This window comes from Streptomyces sp. NPDC005899, assembly GCF_040629645.1.
Lineage (GTDB): Bacteria > Actinomycetota > Actinomycetes > Streptomycetales > Streptomycetaceae > Streptomyces.
Genome location: NZ_JBEXWB010000162.1, coordinates 1 through 13722, shown reverse-complemented (window position 1 = coordinate 13722; position 13722 = coordinate 1). Strand labels below are relative to the sequence as shown.

At 72.4% G+C, this 13722-nt stretch carries 11 protein-coding genes and 1 pseudogene; 2 read left to right on the top strand and 10 right to left on the bottom strand.

The window, feature by feature from the left end:
* Positions 1-271: 271 nt before the first annotated feature.
* From ABZ371_RS18980 to mshD, 7 genes and pseudogenes are all read right to left on the bottom strand, one after another.
* Positions 272-682: an NUDIX hydrolase gene (locus ABZ371_RS18980; protein ID WP_358680723.1), complete on the bottom strand. Its 411-nt coding sequence runs from the start codon at positions 680-682 to the stop codon at positions 272-274.
* A complete protein-coding gene (locus ABZ371_RS18975) occupies positions 679-1644 on the bottom strand; it encodes a CHAD domain-containing protein (protein ID WP_358680720.1) in 966 nt (321 codons plus the stop codon). Before ABZ371_RS18975 ends, ABZ371_RS18980 begins: the two co-directional genes overlap by 4 nt.
* Complete coding sequence (locus ABZ371_RS18970; protein WP_358680718.1) at positions 1631-3877, bottom strand: RNA degradosome polyphosphate kinase; 2247 nt, start codon at positions 3875-3877, stop codon at positions 1631-1633. Before ABZ371_RS18970 ends, ABZ371_RS18975 begins: the two co-directional genes overlap by 14 nt.
* Before the next feature lie 273 nt (positions 3878-4150).
* Complete coding sequence (locus tag ABZ371_RS18965) at positions 4151-5140, bottom strand: hypothetical protein (protein WP_358680715.1); 990 nt, start codon at positions 5138-5140, stop codon at positions 4151-4153.
* Positions 5137-6033, bottom strand: a pseudogene (locus ABZ371_RS18960) (ABC transporter ATP-binding protein). The gene ABZ371_RS18965 and the pseudogene ABZ371_RS18960 overlap by 4 nt, the downstream one beginning before the upstream one ends.
* A complete protein-coding gene (locus tag ABZ371_RS18955; RefSeq protein WP_358680713.1) occupies positions 6030-6440 on the bottom strand; it encodes a GntR family transcriptional regulator in 411 nt (136 codons plus the stop codon). The pseudogene ABZ371_RS18960 and the gene ABZ371_RS18955 overlap by 4 nt, the downstream one beginning before the upstream one ends.
* 93 nt (positions 6441-6533) lie before the next feature.
* Entirely contained in the window at positions 6534-7457 is a 924-nt protein-coding gene (gene mshD / locus ABZ371_RS18950) for a mycothiol synthase (RefSeq protein WP_358680710.1), read from the bottom strand.
* A gap of 217 nt (positions 7458-7674) precedes the next feature.
* Here mshD and ABZ371_RS18945 point away from each other — a divergent pair, with 217 nt between their 5' ends.
* Together ABZ371_RS18945 and ABZ371_RS18940 are read left to right on the top strand one after the other, a co-directional pair.
* Positions 7675-9492: a bifunctional metallophosphatase/5'-nucleotidase gene (locus ABZ371_RS18945; protein ID WP_358680707.1), complete on the top strand. Its 1818-nt coding sequence runs from the start codon at positions 7675-7677 to the stop codon at positions 9490-9492.
* A gap of 156 nt (positions 9493-9648) precedes the next feature.
* The gene (locus ABZ371_RS18940) at positions 9649-10545 is read left to right on the top strand and encodes a phosphatidylinositol-specific phospholipase C (protein WP_358680704.1); all 897 of its coding nucleotides are present in this window, start codon (positions 9649-9651) and stop codon (positions 10543-10545) included.
* A gap of 10 nt (positions 10546-10555) precedes the next feature.
* Here the strand turns inward: ABZ371_RS18940 and ABZ371_RS18935 are convergent, their stop codons facing one another.
* The 3 genes from ABZ371_RS18935 to ABZ371_RS18925 all read right to left on the bottom strand — a co-directional run.
* Positions 10556-11968, bottom strand: a complete 1413-nt coding sequence (locus ABZ371_RS18935; protein WP_358680701.1) for a HAMP domain-containing sensor histidine kinase — start codon at positions 11966-11968, stop codon at positions 10556-10558.
* Positions 11965-12696 (bottom strand): response regulator transcription factor, encoded by a 732-nt coding sequence (locus tag ABZ371_RS18930; RefSeq protein ID WP_358680698.1) that lies wholly within the window; start codon positions 12694-12696, stop codon positions 11965-11967. The genes ABZ371_RS18935 and ABZ371_RS18930 overlap by 4 nt, the downstream gene beginning before the upstream one ends.
* A 160-nt stretch (positions 12697-12856) precedes the next feature.
* Positions 12857-13722: trypsin-like peptidase domain-containing protein (locus ABZ371_RS18925; protein ID WP_358680695.1), on the bottom strand; the 866-nt coding region annotated here is incomplete at its 5' end.

Here is a 13722-nt window from a genome sequence, read left to right as displayed (position 1 = left end):
ACGTTTCCGGTTGCACGTGGGGGTGGCCGGGATTGTGTTCGCCGCCCTGCGGGGACCCTCCTGCACGCCCCCGAACCGGCCGTCGGGCGTCTGCGGGGGTTCTTCGCATTGCCTCTGCGGGGCGGTTGGTGCGTGTGGGCGCGGGCTGGGGTGGGCGTGTGGCTCGTGCGGCTGTCCGGGGGCCCTCCTGCACGCCCCGGAACCGGCCGGCGGGTGTCTGCGGGGGTTTCTTCCGCTTGCCCGAGGGGCCGGTTCCGTGGGGTGGGCGGGGTCAGGGTGTGGGTGGGGTGCTGAGGAAGGCGTCCAGTTGGGCTCGGTCGCCGGGGCGGGTGAGGCGGTTGCGGGTCGCGGACGGGGAGAGCCACGCGAGCCGGTCGACCTCGTCGCCGGGCACGAAGGTGCCCCCTGTCGCCTCGGCGGCCCAGTAGCTGACCTCTTTCGGGCGGCCCTTGGCCGTGTAGTGGGCCGTGGGCAGTACGGCGCCCGGCACGCAGTGGTGGCCGGTCTCCTCCAGGACTTCCCGCACGGCGGCCTCGAGCGGGGTCTCGCCCGCCTTCAGCTTGCCCTTCGGGTAGGACCAGTCGTCGTAGCGGGGGCGGTGGACCAGGCAGATCTCCATGCCCCCGCCGTGCGGGGAGTGACGCCACAGGACGCAGCCCGCCGCGCGTACGGGGTCGCTCATGTCACGGCCGCCGCGTACGGCCAGGTCTCGCGGAAGCGGGTGCGTGCCGCCTCCACCTCGTGCCGCTGATCGGCGTGGAGCACGCCCAGGGCGTACGCCGTCGCCGGGGCGATCCGGGGGGTGCCGGCCGCGGCCGACGCGGCCCCGGCCGCCTCGGCGGCGTCCCTGTGGAGGTCGAGCGCGCGTCCCGATCCGGTCAGCACCGGGTCGGGTGCGCCGTGGACCACCTCGTGGGCGTACCGGTGGAGCCGGAGCAGCAGGCGGGCCTGGTGCCAGAGGGCGTCGTGCGCCTCGTTGTAGGGCTCCGCGGTCTCGTCGGGCGGCAGGGTGGCCACCGCGGCGAGCAGGCGTTCCTCGGCGAGTTTCGCCGGGGTGTGCGGCGGCTCCGCCGCCGGGTCCGTGGGCGCGAGGGGCACGTCGGAGGCGAGCAGGGCCACGGCGTCGGCCACGGCGTGGAAGCGGGAGGAGCCGAGTGCCTGGAGCGCCGCCGAGTGGGCGCGGGTCCGGGCGAGGGTCAGCCGGCGTTCCAGGAGCGCCCCCGCCCGGGCCGCGCCGACCCCGAGTGCCGCCCGCTCGGTGGCGCCGGCGGGGGTGCGGGGCGGCGGGAGCGTGGCGCCCGAGAGCCGGTGCAGGGCCTCCAGGAGCCGTTCGAGCCGGGTGGCGTACGCGTGTTCGCGGGCCAGGGTGCCGGAGAGCCAGGTCAGTTCGGTGCGGAGCTGGTCGGCCCAGGCCGGGTCGAGCGCGCCGCGGAAGGTGTGGAGTGTGCCGCTGATGCGGCGTGCGGCGTGCCGCAGCGCCGCGACGGCCTCCTCGGCCCCCTGGGTGCCGGCGTCCGTGGGGGCGCTGTGCTCACGGTGCAGGCGCAGGCCGCGGAGGAAGGCCGCGGCCTGCGCACGGAGGTAGGGGGCGAGGACGGTGTCCGTGGACAGTGTCGTGGTGGGGTGGTGGTCAGGGTGTCGCACGCCGGCGCCTCCGGGCGTCGATGAGCATCTCCTGCACGTGCCGCAGCGGCTGGCCGTCCGCGTCCGTGGCGTGCCGGGTCCAGTTGCCGTCGGGGCCCAGGTGCCAGGAGGACGTGGTGTCGGACATGCCTGTTTCCAGGAGCCTGCTGAGCGCGGCGCGATGCGCGGGGTCGGTGACGCGGACCAGTGCTTCGATCCTGCGGTCGAGGTTTCGGTGCATCATGTCGGCGCTGCCGAACCAGACTTCGGGTTCGCCGCCGTTGCCGAAGGCGAAGACCCGTGAGTGTTCGAGGAACCGGCCCAGTATCGAGCGGACCCGGACGTTCTCGGAGAGCCCGCTGACTCCGGGGCGGATCGCGCAGATGCCCCGTACCCAGATGTCGACCGGTACGCCCGCCTGTCCGGCCCGGTAGCAGGCGTCGATGATCGCCTCGTCGACCATCGAGTTGACCTTGATGCGGACGTAGGCGGGCCGGCCGGCCCGGTGGTGGGTGATCTCCTTGTTGATGCGGGCTATCAGGCCGTCGCGCAGGGACTTGGGGGCGACGAGCAGTCGGCGGTAGGTCTCGCGGCGCGAGTATCCGGAGAGCCGGTTGAAGAGGTCGGAGAGGTCCGCGCCGACCTGGGGGTCGGCGGTGAGCAGGCCGAGGTCCTCGTACAGCCGGGCCGTCTTGGGGTGGTAGTTGCCGGTGCCGACGTGGGAGTAGCGGCGCAGGGTGTCGCCCTCCTGCCGGACGACGAGGGAGAGCTTGCAGTGGGTCTTGAGGCCGACGAGTCCGTAGACGACGTGGCAGCCGGCCTCCTCCAGCTTGCGGGCCCACTTGATGTTGGCCTGTTCGTCGAAACGTGCCTTGATCTCGACGAGGACGAGGACCTGCTTGCCGGATTCGGCGGCGTCGATGAGGGCGTCCACTATCGGCGAGTCGCCGGAGGTGCGGTACAGGGTCTGTTTGATCGCGAGGACGTCCGGGTCGCCCGCCGCCTGTTCCAGGAACGCCTGGACGGAGGTCGAGAAGGAGTCGTACGGGTGGTGCAGGAGCACGTCGCGTTCGCGCAGGGCGGCGAAGACGTCGGGTGCGGAGGCCGATTCGACCTCGGCGAGGTCGCGGTGGGTGCCCGCGATGAACTTGGGGTACTTCAGCTCCGGCCGGTCCAGGGACGCTATGCCGAACAGTCCGGTCAGGTCGAGCGGGCCGGGCAGCGGGTAGAGCTCCGTCTCGGAGATGTTCAGTTCGCGTACGAGGAGGTCGAGGACGTACGGGTCGATGGACTCCTCGACCTCCAGGCGGACCGGCGGGCCGAAGCGGCGCCGCATGAGCTCCTTCTCCAGGGCTTGCAGGAGGTTCTCGGTGTCGTCCTCCTCGACCTCGAGGTCCTCGTTCCTGGTGACGCGGAACATGTGGTGCGCGAGGACCTCCATGCCCGGGAAGAGCTCCTCGAGATGGGCCGCGATGATGTCCTCGATGGGGACGTAGCGCTGCGGCGACGCCTCCAGGAAGCGGGTCAGCAGCGGGGGCACCTTGACGCGGGCGAAGTGGCGGTGCCCGCTGACCGGGTTGCGCACCACGACGGCGAGGTTGAGCGAGAGGCCGGAGATGTACGGGAAGGGGTGCACCGGGTCCACGGCCAGTGGGGTCAGCACGGGGAACACCCGCTGCCGGAAGAAGGTGAAGAGGCGGGCCTGTTCCTTCTCGGTCAGTTCGGGCCAGCGGACCAGGTGGATGCCCTCGTCGGACAGGGCGGGCGCGACGTCCTGCTGGTAGCAGGCGGCGTGCCGGGCCATGAGCTCGCGGGAGCGGGTCCAGATCAGGTCGAGGACCTCGCGGGGCTGCAGCCCGGACGCGGAGCGGGTGGCGACGCCGGTGGCGATGCGGCGCTTGAGCCCGGCGACCCGGACCATGAAGAACTCGTCCAGGTTCGAGGCGAAGATCGCGAGGAAGTTGGCCCGCTCGAGCAGGGGTGTGGTGGGGTCCTCGGCCAGTTCCAGCACGCGTTCGTTGAACGCGAGCCAACTGCGCTCGCGGTCCAGGAAGCGGCCCTGCGGCAGTTCGTCGCCGTCGGCGCCGGGTTCGTACGCGTCCGCGTCGCTGGCCAGGTCGGGACCGAGGCCGCCGGCCGTGGAGAGGTCGGCGGACGCCGGTGAGCGCCCGGCGACGGCCTGTGGCCGGTGGGCCGCGAGGGAGCCGACGGACGGCTGGGCGGGCTGGACCGGGACCTCGGGCTGCTGGCTCATGGACCTATTCTTCCGCGCCTTAGGCTCCTCAGGCGCGTCGGAGCCGTTGAAGATCGCGGAAGAAGCGGGCGCGGACGGCGAACCCCGGCCTCTCCCGTTGCGGGGGGTGGGCACAGCTGGCTGCATTACGTGAGGATCGCAAGCGTGTCTGAATGGCCGGTAACGGCGACATGACGTACAGGGTGCGGCTGCGGGCTCGCTCCCCCGCTCACCGTGTGTGATGCCCGGCCGGCGTCCGGGATTCCCCCGGAACCCGGACGCCGGCCGGGTCTCTCAGCCGTGGCTGCGGCGCAGCACCCGGAAGGCGAGGGCGAGGGCCAGGGCGGAGAGGGCCAGGAGGATGCCCGTCTCGACGAGCTGGAGGGGCCAGAAGTGGGAGGCGGGGTGGTGGCTCGCCCAGTTGCCGGTGACGGTCCGGCCCGCCAGGCAGGCGGGGTGTTCGGACACCGGCTGCCAGCACGTGTCGAACGAGACCCGTGCGCCGTCCGCGGTGGTCCGGCCGCTGTCGATGATCCAGGAGTCGTCGTACAGGGCGCTGATCTCCTGCGGGGTGCCCGCCCGTGTCCTCAGGGGCCACAGGCTGCCGCGGAGCTCGACGAGGGCCGCGACCACCGCCGCGGTGACGAGCGTGGCCGCGGTCAGCGCGGGTACGGTGCGGCGCACCAGCAGGCCGGCCAGGGCGCCGGTGCACAGTCCGAACGCCGTGTAGGCGAGAGGGACGACGCCCGAGGCCGCGAACACGCCGGGTTCGTACCAGTTGGCGGGGTACACGGCGTGCGTGCCGGACCGGGCCCGGGCGAGGACGGCCGTGAGCACGGTGACACCGGACAGCGCCAGGACGGCCGGTACGGCCAGTTTGGCGGTCAGCCAGCGTGAGGGCGACACCGACTGGGTCCACGACAGCCGGTAGGTGCCGCTCTCCAGTTCCCGCGCGATCATCGGGCCCGCGACGAAGGCGCCGAGTACCACCGGGAGGGCGATGAGGGCTGTTCCCGTCACGTCGAAGACCCGGCTGAGTCCCAGCATGGTGTCCAGGTGCTCGCGGACGGGCCGGTAGCAGTCCCTGCCCGGGTCGCCCTCCACCGAGCACGGGCCCGCCTCGAAGGCGTCGGTGAGGTGGGACGACCACAGGGCGACGGCGACGAGGCCGATGACGGCGGCCAGAGCGAGGCCGCCCGTGAGGCGCACGGCCAGGCGGTGCTGCCGTGCGACGACCCGGACGGAGTGGCGGAGCGGAACGCGTGGGAGGGCGGGTGCCGTCATGCCGCGTCCACCTCCTCCTGGGCGCACGCGCTCGGGGTGAGGAGGGGTGGTGCGTCCGGTGAGCGGAGGTGGGCCAGCAGCAGTTCCTCCAGGGAGGGGGTGGTGACGTCCCACGCGGTGGTGTCCACCGGTCCTTGCCTCCGTACGAGTGCGGTGAGCTGGCGTCCCGCCGTGCGGGACTCGACGACGGTGTGCGGGGCGAGGTCGCGGACGTGTCCGGTGAGGACGGCGTGCGCGGCGACGATGTCGTCGTGCCCACCGCCGAGGCGGACGCGGCCGCCGTCGACGAGCAGGACGTAGTCGCAGGCACCTTCCAGCTCGGTGAGGATGTGCGACGACATCACGATGGTGGTGGCGTGCTCGGCGGCCTCGGCCATCAGGACGCCCATCAGCCGGTGGCGGGCGAGCGGGTCGAGGTCGGCCATCGGCTCGTCCAGCAGCAACAGCTCGGGACGCTTGCCGAGTGCGAGGGCGAGGGCGAGCCGGGTGCGCTGCCCGCCCGAGAGGGTACGGACCCTGGCGTCCTGCGGCAGGGGGCCGGCGACCCGGTCGGCGGTCGCGCGGTCCCAGGTGGCGGGGTTGAGCTGCCGGCCGGCCCACAGGGTGTCGGCCACGGTGAGCTACGGGTACAGGGGCTTGTCCTGGGAGACGTACGCGATCCGGGTGCGGGTCCGGGCGGGGTCCGCGGACCCGAGGATCCGCAGCGTGCCCTCGGTGGGTCGCAGCAGGCCGGCCGCCAGGGAGAGCAGCGTGGACTTCCCGGCGCCGTTGGGCCCGACGAGGGCGCATATCCGTCCGGTGGGCAGCCGGAACGAGCAGTCGCGCAGCGCCCACCCGCGCTTTCGCCCGTAGGTCATACCGAGGCCGTTCGCCTCGATCGCGGCGCCTGTCATGCGTCCGGTTCCCTTTCGAAGGTGCTGTCCAGTACGGCGGTGAAGAGCGCGTGCACGTCGTCCTTGTCGAGACCGGCCGTGCGTGCCCGGCGGGCCCAGTCGGTGAGTTCGTCGCGCAGTGGTGCGTCGGTGGTGACGGCGGCGCTGCCCAGCGTGCGGCGGACGAAGGTGCCGAGGCCCCGGCGGGCCTCGACGAGGCCTTCGCGTTCCAGCTCGCGGTAGGCCTTGAGCACGGTGTTGGGGTTGATGGCCGTGGCCTCCACGACCTCGCGGGCCGTCGGTAGCCGGTCGCCCGGTTCCAGTACACCCAGGCGCAGGGCTTGTTTGGTCTGCTGCACGATCTGGAGGTAGGTGGCGACGCCGCTGCGCCGGTCGATGCGGAACTCGACCGCTGCGGACTCTGCCATGTTCACCACCCTTTCACTAATTGAGTAGTGAAAGGGTGTCGTAAGAGAGGGGCGGCGTCAAGTGACGCCGCCCCGGGTCGTGCTGATCGCCGATCAGGACTCCGTGCGGTACATCAGGTCCGTCTCGTGGGTGACGAAGCCCATGCGCTCGTACACGGCGAGGGCGGCAAGGTTGTCGGCGTCGACGTAGAGCATCGCGGTGGGCAGGCCCTGGGCCGCCAGGTGGCGCAGCCCGATCGCGGTGAGCGCCTTGCCGAGTCCGCCGCCCTGGGCGTCGGGCCGGATGCCGACGGCGTAGACCTCGCCGAGGTTCTCCTCGGCGTGGACCTTCGTCCAGTGGAAGCCGATGACCTCGCCGTCGCGCTCGGCGAGGAAGAAGCCCTTCGGGTCGAACCACGGCTCGGCCTTGCGGTCGTCCAGGTCCCGCTGGGTGAGGGAGCCCTGCTCGGGGTGGTGGGCGAAGGCGGCGCCGTTGGCGGCGAGCCAGGCCGCGTCGTCCTGGCCGGGCACGAAGGTGCGGACGGTGACGCCCGGGGGCAGGGTCGGCTCCGCGACGTCGAGCGGCTCCAAGGGCCGTCGCAGCTGGCGCAGTTCGCGGAAGAGGGAGAGGCCGAGGACCTGCGCGAGGTGCCGGGCGGAGGACCTGCCGCCGTGGGCCCAGACCCGGAGCCGCTTGCCGGTCGCGGCGAGGAGGGCCGCCCCCAGGGCCCGCCCGTGCCCGTGCCCGCGGTGGGCGGGGTGCACGACGAGTTCGGCTGCGGGTGCCTCCACGGGGTCGGTGTCCTCCATTTGCGCGTACCCGGCGAGCACACCGTCGGCGCTCAGCAGGAGGTGCCGCACGCCCTCGCGGTGCCCGCCCCGGAGCTGGAGCCGGCCCTGCTCGGAGACGGCCTGCCTGCCATCGGTCCCGGCGGCCTCGGCGAGCAGGGCCAGCACGGCGTCGGCCTGCTCGGGGGTGAGTGCGTCGAGGGTCTGGATCGCACGTCCGGGGGCGGGGAGGGGTACGTCTGTCGTCATGGATACGAGCGTACGGGGAGCGGGCGGGGCGGTGGGGGCGCCTGCGGGACAAGGGTTTGGCGCGGGGTGACGTTTCTGCGGGGATATGTACGCTCTCCGGGTGATCGACCCCTTTCTGATCGGGCGGCAACCACTTCGTAACCACAAACGTCTGTCGCGCTACGCGCGTTGACCCTAGGCTGCCGCACGCAGGATCCAGATACTCACAAGGGGACCGATGTCAGCGACTCCGCAGAAGAACCGTGTGCCCCGGCGGGTGCTTGCCGCCGCGGCCGGGCTGGCCACCGTGGGCGCGCTCGTCGCCGCGCTGCCGGCCGGTGCCCATGACCGCGGACACGGCAACGGCCACGGCCACGGCCACCCGGCCCGTACCGTCGATGTCCAGCTCCTCTCCTTCAACGACCTCCACGGCAACCTGGAGCCGCCGGCGGGCTCGGCCGGCGCGGTCGGCGAGACGCAGGCCGACGGCACGGTGAAGTCCGTTCCGGCCGGTGGCGTCGAGTACCTCGCGACCTCGCTGCGCACCGCGCGCAAGGGTCACCCGTACTCCGTCACCGCGGCCGGCGGCGACATGGTCGGTGCCAGTCCGCTGCTGTCGGGGCTCTTCCACGACGAGCCGACCATCGAGGCGCTGAACAAGCTCGACCTCGACGTGACGTCGGTCGGCAACCACGAGTTCGACGAGGGGGCCGTGGAGCTCGGCCGTCTCCAGGACGGCGGCTGCCACCCGGTGGAGGGCTGCTACGAGAAGGGCAGGAAGTTCCAGGGGGCGGACTTCCCCTACCTCGCCGCCAACGTCACCGCCGAGAAGACCGGCAGGCCGGTCCTCAAGCCGTACACCGTCTGGAAGAAGAACGGTGTCAAGATCGGCTTCATCGGGGTGACCCTGGAGGGCACGCCGAACATCGTCACCGCAAACGGCGTCAAGGGCCTGAAGTTCCACGACGAGATCGAGACGGTCAACAAGTACGCCAAGGAGCTGGACCGCCAGGGCGTCAAGTCCATCGTCGCGCTGATCCACGAGGGCGGGGCGCCGGCCTCCTCCTCGTACAACTACGACTGCGACAGCCCCGGCGCCGGTGACGGCATCTCCGGGCCGATCGTGGACATCGCCAAGGGCATCACCCCGAAGGTCGACGCCCTGGTCACGGGCCACACCCACCAGGCGTACGTCTGCACGGTTCCGGACCCGTCCGGGAAGCCCCGGATGGTCACCTCGGCCTCGTCGTTCGGCAAGCTCTACACGGACACGACCCTCACCTACGACCGGCGCACCAAGGACATCGTGCGTACGTCGGTGAGCTCGGCGAACCACATCGTCGGCCGGGACCAGGCCAAGGCCTCCGACATGACGGCGCTGATCGCCCGCTGGAACACGCTCGCCGCACCCATCGCGGGCCGCCCCCAGGGCTTCATCTCCGCCGACATCAACGGCCGCGGCTCCACGGCCCCGGAGAAGCCTCTCGGCAACCTGATCGCCGACGCGCAGCTGGAGGGCCTGGCCCCCGCGGACAAGGGCGGCGCCGTCGTCGCGTTCATGAACCCGGGCGGTATCCGCTCCGACCTGGTGTACGCCGCGTCCGGGAGCGAGGGCGACGGGGTGGTGACGTACGGCGAGGCCTTCACCGTCCAGCCGTTCACCAACATGATGAACGTCGTCGACCTGACCGGCGCCCAGCTGGTCACCGCGCTGAAGCAGCAGGTCAGCGGATCCAACGAGGCGTCGCCGAAGATCCTTCAGGTGTCGAGGGGCCTCACCTACACCCTGGACATGACGAAGTCGGGCGCCGACCGGGTCGTCGCGGACTCGGTCCGGCTGAACGGTGAGGCGATCGACCCGGCGAAGACGTACCGCGTCGCGATGAACGAGTTCCTCGCGGGCGGCGGCGACGGCTTCGCGGCCCTCGGCCAGGGCACGAACAAGCTGGTCGGCCCGTCCGACCTGGACCTCTTCAACGCCTACCTGGCGGCGCACTCCACGGCCTCCACGCCGCTGGCCCCGCCGGCCACGGACCGGATCACGATCCTGAAGTAGCGTCCGCGCGCGGCGTGGTGGCGGGGGCGGTGGCCGAAAGGCGCACCGCCCCCGCCATCGTTTCCGGGGGCCGGGGGTGCCGCCCCCTGTCGGAGGTGACGCGTACAGGTCACACTCGGGGGGCCGACTCCCCACCGACGCCGGAGGCACTCCCGTATGAGCCCGTACACCGGAACGCGTCGCCACTTCCTCGCCGGCGCCTTCGCCGTGTCCGCCACCGCGATCATCGGGACCGGACCCGCCGTCGCGGCCACGCGTACGGCCCCCCGCACCACGCGGGACTGGATGGTCGCGATCCCCGGCACGACCGCGTTGCAACGCCTGACGATCCCGGGCTCGCACGACTCCGGCGCCCGGTACGGCGGCCCCTGGAGCGCATGCCAGAACACCACGGTCGCGGAGCAGCTGGAGAGCGGCATCCGCTTCCTCGACGTGCGCTGCCGGATCACCGGCGACTCCTTCGCGATCCATCACGGGGCCTCCTTCCAGAACCTCATGTTCGGGGACGTCCTGATCGCCTGCCGGGACTTCCTGGCCGCCCGGCCGGGCGAGACCGTGCTGATGCGGGTCAAGCAGGAGTACTCCGAGGAGAGCGACGCCGCCTTCCGCCGGATCTTCGACCTCTACCTCGACGCCAAGGGCTGGCGGTCCCTGTTCCACCTGGACACCGCGCTCCCCACCCTGGGCGAGGCCCGGGGCAAGGTGGTGCTGCTCGCCGACAACGGCGGCCTGCCCGGGGTCCGGTACGCCGCCCCCCAGCTGTTCGACATCCAGGACGACTACATGGCGGAGCCGTTCGCCAAGTACCCGAAGGTCGAAGCACAGTTCCGCAGGGCGGCCGAGCAGCCGGGGAAGCTCTTCGTCAACTACGTGTCCACGTCCGCGCTGATGCCTCCCCGGTGGAACGCGGACCGGCTCAACCCCCAGGTCCACGCCTTCCTGGACGGGTCCTGGGCGGCGGGCCGGACCGGCCTCGGCATCGTCCCCCTGGACTACCCTGCCACCCGCTCCGGGCTCGTCGAGGCGCTGATCAGGCACAACCCGGCGGCGTGAGGGGAAGGCCTCACAGCTCCGGCGGCGGCTGGGGCGCTCCGGGGAGGCGGATCGACGCCACGGTGCCGCCGCCCTCGCCCGCGGGGCGCAGCGTGACGTCGCCGCCCGCGTTGCGGACCGTGCGGGCCACGATGGACAGGCCGAGGCCGGAGCCGGGGAGCTGCCGGGCGGACGGGGAGCGCCAGAAGCGGTCGAAGACGTGCGGGAGTTCCTCGGCCGGAATGCCGGGTCCGTGATCGCGTACGGTCAGTTCGCCCCGGTGCAGCACGACGTCGATCGTCCCGCCGGGCGGGCTGAACTTCACCGCGTTGTCCAGCACGTTCACGACCGCCCGCTCCAGTGCCGCCGGTTCGGCGCGTACGTACCAGGGGGCCAGCTCGGCGTCGACGGTCAGCTCGGGGCCGCGCAGCCGGGCACGCCGCAGGGCGGCCCGGGTGATGTCGTGCAGGGCGACGACCTGGAGGGGGCCGGGCTGGGCGGCGTCGGGGCGGGAGAGCTCCTGGAGATCGCCGATGAGGGCGGCCAGCTCGGTCATCTGGGCCTTGACCGACGCCATCAGCGCCCTGCGGTCGTCGGGCGGGATGGCCCGGCCGGTGTCGTCACTGCGGGCGAGCAGTTCGATGTTCGTGCGGAGCGAGGTGAGCGGGGTGCGCAGCTCGTGGCCGGCGTCCGCGATGAGCTGTGCCTGGCGGTCGCGGGAGGTGGCCAGGGAGCTGGTCATGGAGTTGAAGGAGCGGGAGAGGCGGGCGATCTCGTCCTCGCCCTCGGCGGGGATCCGGACGGTCAGGTCCTCGGTCTCGGCCACGTGCGCGACGGCGCGGGCCAGGTCGTCGACGGGGCGCAGGCCCGTGCGGGCGACCCACAACCCGGCGGCGCCGGCGCCGACGGCCCCGATGCCGGAGACGAGGGCGAGGACCCAGGCGAGGGTGGAGAGCGGGTCGGTGACCTCGCTCTCGGGCCGGGCGACGGACACCGCGTAGATCTCCCCGGAGGGACGCAGTTCGAGGCCGTAGGTGTAGACCCGCATCCGCTCGCCGTCCGCGTCGGTGGCGGAGTGCAGGGTGTCGCGGCGGGCCCCGGTGGCCACGGCCAGATCGGCGTCCGTGGGGTCGATGGGGGTGGAGCCCGGGGCCTCGCAGACCTTGCCCGAGGCGTCGATGATCTGCAGGGCGTAGGAGCCCGGGGACCGCACGGGATCGCGGCCGGTGCCCCGGCAGTTGGCGAGGAGGTTCTCCACCAGGGACCTGTCGGCCTGCGGGGAGTTGCGCAGGGAGCTGTCCAGCCGGCTGCCCAGCTGCTCGCGTGTCACGAACCAGCACGCCGCCGCGACCGCCGCCACCGCGACGGCGACGGCCAGGGCGACCAGCAGGGCGAGCCGGGAACGCAGCGGCAGCGCGCGCAGCCGGTGCACCAGGGCGCTCACCCCTCACCGCCGCCGGACCGCAGCGCGTATCCGACGCCCCGCACGGTGTGGACGAGGCGCGGCTCGCCACCGGCCTCCGTCTTGCGGCGCAGGTACATCACGTACACGTCCAGCGAGTTGGAGCTGGGTTCGAAGTCGAAGCCCCAGACGGCCTTCAGGATCTGCTCGCGCGTCAGGACCTGCCGGGGGTGGGCCAGGAACATCTCCAGCAGCGTGAACTCGGTGCGGGTCAGCTCGACCCGGCGGGTGCCGCGGGTGACCTCGCGGGTGCTGAGGTTCATGCGGAGGTCGGCGAAGGAGAGCACGTCGTCGTCGGGGACGGCGCCGCCCGCCGTGGCCGCGTAGGAGCTGCGGCGCAGCAGGGCCCGGATGCGGGCGAAGAGCTCGTCGAGCTCGAAGGGCTTGACGAGGTAGTCGTCGGCGCCGGCGTCCAGGCCGGTGACCCGGTCGCCCACGGTGTCGCGGGCGGTGAGCATCAGGATGGGCGTGGTGGAGCCGGCGGACCGGATGCGCCGGGCGGCGGTGAGGCCGTCCATGCGGGGCATCTGGATGTCCAGGACGATGAGGTCGGGGGCGTACGACTCCGCCTTGGCGAGGGCGTCGTAGCCGTCCACGGCGACCTCCGTGCCGTAGCCCTCGAAGGCGAGGCTGCGCTGGAGGGCCTCACGCACCGCGGGTTCGTCGTCGACGATCAGGACGCGCTGGGGACCGTCTTCGGCGGGGTTCATCGCTTCGTCGTCCTCTTCCGTTCCGTGACCGGTTCTCCGGGTGCTCCGGGGCTGTGTCCGTGTGCTCCCAGCCTCGCACGGCCCTCGTGCGGCGGCGTGGCGGCACGGCACCGGTGGCCGCCGGCCGGTGCGGACCGGGGCGCCGGGCGGGCAGGAGCCGTCAGGAGCCGTCGCCGGAGCGCAGGGCGTCCAGGTCGGCCTTGACGGTGTCGACGGGGATGGCGAAGCCGAGGCCCACGCTGCCCGCCCCCGAACTGCCGGAACCACTGGCCGAAGTGGGCGAGTACATGGCGGAGTTGATACCGATGATCTCGCCCTTCATGTTGATGAGCGCGCCACCGGAGTTGCCGGGGTTGAGCGAGGCGTCGGTCTGGATGGCCTTGTACGTGGTCCTGGACGTGCCCGTGTCGCCGTTGAACTGCTGCCCGCCGAACTCGAACGGCCAGTTGCCGCCGCCCTGCTGCTGTTGCGGCTGGTCCTGCTCGTCGTCCTTGGCGACGGTGACGTCGCGGTCGAGTGCGGAGACGATGCCGCTGGTGACCGTGCCGGTCAGGCCTTCGGGGGATCCGATCGCCACGACCTGGTCGCCGACGGCGACCGACGAGGAGTCGCCGAGCGTGGCCGTCTTCAGCCCACTCGCCCCCCGGAGCTTGATGAGGGCCAGGTCCTTGTCGGCGTCCGTGCCGACGACGTCGGCGGTGTACGACGTGCCGGTGCTGAGAGCCACCTTGATCCGGGAGGCGCCGGAGACGACGTGGTTGTTGGTGACGATCTCGCCGTCCGAGGTGATGACGACACCCGAGCCGGTGGCGTCACCGGCCGAGGAGCTCGCGCTGATCTCGACGATCGCGGGGGAGACGGCCGCCGCGACCCCGGAGACCGTGCCCGCGTTGCTCCGCGAGACGGTGGTGCCGTTGACGACGCCGCCGGAACCCGGCCCGTTCGAGCCGCCCCCGGCGAGTTCGCCGACGAGGGTGGCGGTGCCGCCGCCGACCGCCGCCGCCGCGATCGCCACGGCCGCCAGCA

Excerpts from the sequence above, each read along its gene's own strand:
- ABZ371_RS18980 (WP_358680723.1), bottom strand. The coding sequence starts at position 682 with ATGAGCGACCCCGTACGCGCGGCGGGCTGCGTCCTGTGGCGTCACTCC.
- ABZ371_RS18970 (WP_358680718.1), bottom strand. The coding sequence starts at position 3,877 with ATGAGCCAGCAGCCCGAGGTCCCGGTCCAGCCCGCCCAGCCGTCCGTC.
- ABZ371_RS18965 (WP_358680715.1), bottom strand. The coding sequence starts at position 5,140 with ATGACGGCACCCGCCCTCCCACGCGTTCCGCTCCGCCACTCCGTCCGG.
- ABZ371_RS18955 (WP_358680713.1), bottom strand. The coding sequence starts at position 6,440 with ATGGCAGAGTCCGCAGCGGTCGAGTTCCGCATCGACCGGCGCAGCGGC.
- mshD (WP_358680710.1), bottom strand. The coding sequence starts at position 7,457 with ATGACGACAGACGTACCCCTCCCCGCCCCCGGACGTGCGATCCAGACC.
- ABZ371_RS18945 (WP_358680707.1), top strand. The coding sequence starts at position 7,675 with ATGTCAGCGACTCCGCAGAAGAACCGTGTGCCCCGGCGGGTGCTTGCC.
- ABZ371_RS18940 (WP_358680704.1), top strand. The coding sequence starts at position 9,649 with ATGAGCCCGTACACCGGAACGCGTCGCCACTTCCTCGCCGGCGCCTTC.
- ABZ371_RS18930 (WP_358680698.1), bottom strand. The coding sequence starts at position 12,696 with ATGAACCCCGCCGAAGACGGTCCCCAGCGCGTCCTGATCGTCGACGAC.